This is a genomic window from Desulfovibrio sp. 1214_IL3152, from assembly GCF_036763055.1.
GTDB lineage: Bacteria > Desulfobacterota > Desulfovibrionia > Desulfovibrionales > Desulfovibrionaceae > Desulfovibrio.
The window spans coordinates 1-4,173 of sequence record NZ_JBAIYW010000541.1; the positions used below are offsets into that span (position 1 = coordinate 1).

General features: G+C 58.3%; 3 protein-coding genes. 1 reads left to right on the forward strand and 2 read right to left on the reverse strand.

The window, feature by feature from the left end:
* Together V6C07_RS11460 and V6C07_RS11465 are read right to left on the reverse strand one after the other, a co-directional pair.
* Window positions 1-479 (reverse strand): lyase family protein (locus V6C07_RS11460; RefSeq protein WP_333536614.1); only part of this gene is annotated, 479 nt, incomplete at its 3' end.
* 235 nt (window positions 480-714) lie between these two features.
* Window positions 715-1,920: an argininosuccinate synthase gene (locus V6C07_RS11465; RefSeq protein WP_333536616.1), complete on the reverse strand. Its 1,206-nt coding sequence runs from the start codon at window positions 1,918-1,920 to the stop codon at window positions 715-717.
* A 208-nt stretch (window positions 1,921-2,128) separates the two neighbouring features.
* Between V6C07_RS11465 and carB the strand changes: the two genes are divergently transcribed.
* The coding region (carB, locus tag V6C07_RS11470) for a carbamoyl-phosphate synthase large subunit (RefSeq protein WP_333536617.1) at window positions 2,129-4,173 on the forward strand (2,045 nt) is incomplete at its 3' end.

Consider the following 4,173-nt stretch of genomic DNA (forward strand, 5'->3'; position numbering starts at 1 on the left):
TGCAGGTGTGTGCAGCCGGGCAGGATGTCGTCGGCGTGCTCGGTGGCGCGCTGCACAAGAATGGCACACAGGGCTGCGGCGCGCTGCTGCCACGTTTCCAGCCTGTCGGCCACAAAAAGACGAAAGCTCAAGCCAACCTGATCGTTGCGGCTGCGGCCCGTGTGCAGCTTTTTGCCCACGTTGCCCATAATTTCTGTCAGCCGCGCCTCGATATTCATGTGCACGTCTTCCAGCTCCGGCTTCCAGGTAAAGTTACCGGAGCGGATTTCTTCGCGCACACGGTCAAGCCCTTCAACCAGCAGTTGCGCTTCCGAGGGCGTGATGACGCCCTGACGGCCCAACATGCGGGCATGCGCCTGCGAGGCGCGGATATCCTGGGCGTAAAGCGCTCTGTCGTAGGACTGCGAGTCTGTATACTGGGCCACGGCTTCCTTGGGGCCTTCGGCAAAACGCCCGCCCCAGCTCTGGTTGGTTTTCATGGCAGCATCCGTTTGAAAAAATCATATGTTAGAGAAAGGGGCGTCTTTGGCCCGGCGTTTTGCCGATGAGCACGAAAACCGGCCCTTATCCGCGCTGCACGGGCAGGGGATTGCCTGTGTATTTCCCGTGCGGTGTTGCCGTATTTCTGTCGGCAAAGCTGTTTTTCAGAACTCCGGCAACCCGGAGGCGTGGCCCCACGGGTTGCCGCAGCCGGATGCAATCCGGCGTTCCGTATTATTTTTTCAGCTTGTCGGCGACGGCAGCATGCAGGCGCAGGCGCAGACTGTTGAGGCATATGAAGCCCGCCGCGTCCTTGTGGTCGTAGTCGCCGCCTTCAAACGTCGCCAGGTCTTCAGAGAAAAGGGAGTTGGGAGACGTGCGGGACAGGGGCCATACGCCGCCCTTGTAAAGTTTGGCGCGCACCGTGCCGGTGACGCCTTCCTGCGACTTGTCCATAAAGGCTTGCATGGCTTCGCGCTCGGGGGAATACCAGAATCCATTATAAACGCATTGGGAATAGCGCACGGCCAGCATGTCGCGAATGCCCAGCAGTTCGCGATCCATGCAGATGCCTTCAAGATCGCGGTGCAGTTTGTAAAGCAGGGTTCCTGCGGGGTTTTCGTATACCCCACGGCACTTCATGCCCACAAAGCGATTTTCCACCATGTCGTCACGGCCGATGCCGTTGCGCCCGGCGATCTCTGCCAGGGTGGTTATGACCGCGGCGGGGGAGAGCGCCTTGCCGTTGACAGCCACAGGATTGCCGCGCTCAAAGTCCACAGTGACAATTTCAGGCGTATCCGGGGCCTGCTCCACGGGAACACAGCGCTCATGGCAGGATTCGTGCGGCGCATTGCCCGGATCTTCCAGTTCGCTGCCTTCAAAGCTGGTGTGCAGCATGTTGGCGTCCATGCTGTAGCGCTTGGCGGAACTGGAGATGGGAATGCCGTGCTTTTCGGCAAAAGCTGTAAGGGCTGTGCGGGACATGAGTTCCCACTCGCGCCAGGGAGCGATGACCTTGAGATCCGGGGCCAGGGCGCTGGCCGCGAATTCAAAGCGGACCTGATCATTGCCCTTGCCGGTAGCTCCGTGGGCGATGGCGTCGGCCCCTTCCTTGCGGGCGATGTCCACCAGGGCCTTGGCGATGAGGGGCCGGGCGATGGAAGTGCCGAGCAGATAGCGGCCTTCGTAGATGGCCGCGCCGCGCATCATGGGAAAGACAAAGTCTTTAGCCATTTTTTCGCGCAGATCGACTACATAGGCTTTGGAAGCGCCGGTTTTGAGTGCCTTTTCTTCCACGCCTGAGAGGTCTTCGGGCTGGCCCAGGTCGGCGGTGACGGCGATGACCTCGCATTTGTAAGTCTCAATAAGCCATTTCAGAATGACTGATGTATCAAGCCCGCCGGAGTAGGCGAGGACAACTTTTTTTATGTCTTGCATTATCAAGCCCCCTTATGGATTCAAGAGAAGAAGTATTGCGTAAATCGGGGCGGGGCGCAAGGCTTTAGTGCCGACAGGAAAGCTGCCGGACTGTCCGGAGAAATTGTTGACCTTGGCTCGAAGTGCATGTACTATTCCGCAGTTTGAGCAGGCGGTGACAACGCACCGCAGCTTTTCTTCACGATCCCCAAAGCCGCAGGAATATCCAATGCCCAAGCGTACGGATTTACACAAAATTCTTGTCATTGGCGCGGGACCCATCATCATAGGCCAGGGCTGCGAGTTTGACTACTCCGGTTCACAGGCCGTCAAGGCCCTCAAAGAAGAGGGTTACGAAGTGGTGCTGGTCAACTCCAATCCCGCCACCATCATGACCGACCCGCAACTGGCGGACGCCACGTATGTGGAGCCTATTGAACACGACACTCTGGCCGCCGTCATCCGGAAAGAACGCCCCGACGCACTTTTGCCTACTCTTGGCGGGCAGACGGCATTGAACGCCGCTCTTGGACTTGCCAAGAGCGGCGTTTTAGCGGAGTACGGCGTTGAGCTTATAGGCGCGCAGGCCGACGTTATCGAAAAGGCCGAAAGCCGTGAACTTTTCCGCGAAGCCATGGAAAAAATCGGCCTCAAGATGCCCGCCAGCGGCATTGCCCGCACCATGGACGAAGTGCGCCAGCTCGGCAATGTGCTGCCGTTTCCGCTTATTGTCCGCCCGGCGTTTACCCTGGGCGGCACAGGCGGCGGCGTGGCCTATAATCTTGCCGACCTGGAAGAGGTGGCGGGCAACGGCCTTGCCGCCAGCCCCACTTCAGAGGTGATGATCGAGCAGAGCGTGCTCGGCTGGAAAGAGATCGAAATGGAAGTGATGCGCGACGTCAACGACAACTGCGTTATCATCTGCTCCATTGAAAATCTCGATCCTATGGGGGTGCATACGGGCGACTCCATCACCGTGGCCCCGGTACAGACCCTTTCTGACTCGGAATACCAGCAGATCCGCGATGCCTCCATTGCCATCATGCGTGAAATCGGCGTGGAAACAGGCGGCAGCAACGTGCAGTTTGGCCTTAATCCCGCCAACGGCGAGATTGTGGTCATTGAGATGAACCCGCGCGTGTCGCGTTCGTCGGCGCTGGCCTCCAAGGCCACGGGTTTTCCCATTGCCAAGATCGCGGCCAAACTGGCCGTGGGCTACACGCTGGACGAACTGCGCAACGACATCACCCGCGAAACCGTGGCGAGTTTTGAACCTGCCATTGACTACTGCGTGGTGAAAATTCCGCGTTTTACCTTTGAAAAATTCCCCGGCGCCAAAGATGAGTTGACCACTGCCATGAAAAGCGTGGGCGAAGCCATGAGCATCGGCCGTACCTTCAAGGAGGCCATGCAGAAAGGGCTGCGCTCCATGGAAATCGGCGCTACGGGACTTGGTTTCAACTTCAATGCCGAGCTTCCTGATCGCGAAACCATCCTCGAATCATTGCAGCGGCCCAACTCGCGTCGCATTTTTGCACTGCGTCAGGCCCTGCTTGCGGGCATCACGGAAGAAGAGATTTTTGCCGTGTCCGCCATTGATCCCTGGTTTGTGCGCCAGTTGCAGGATATTGTGAACATGGAGCAGCGCATCCGCAACTTTGGCCTTGCCAATGACATGACCGCCGGAAATGAAGATCTGGCCGTCATTTTGCGCGAAGCCAAGGAATACGGCTTTTCCGACAGGCAGCTTGCGGAAATGTGGAAGCGCCCGGAAACGGACATTCGCCGCCTGCGCAAGGAAATGAACATCCTGCCCACCTATTATCTGGTGGATACCTGCGCCGGAGAGTTCGAAGCCTATACGCCCTATTTCTATTCAACGTATGAGCAGGGCAACGAAATCAAGCTGGAAGACCGCCGCAAGGTGCTGATTCTGGGCGGCGGCCCCAACCGTATCGGGCAGGGGATAGAGTTTGACTATTGCTGCTGCCACGCCTCCTTTGCCCTGCGCGATGCCGGGGTCATGGCAATAATGGTCAACTCTAACCCCGAAACCGTTTCCACGGACTATGACACTTCGGACAGGCTGTATTTTGAGCCGCTGACCTTTGAAGATGTCATGAACATTGTAGAAGCGGAAAAGCCCGACGGCGTTATCGTGCAGTTCGGCGGTCAGACGCCGCTGAACCTGGCCGTGCCGCTTATGCGGGCCGGGGTTCCCATTCTCGGCACCAGCCCCGACGCCATTGACCGTGCGGAAGACCGCGAGCGCTA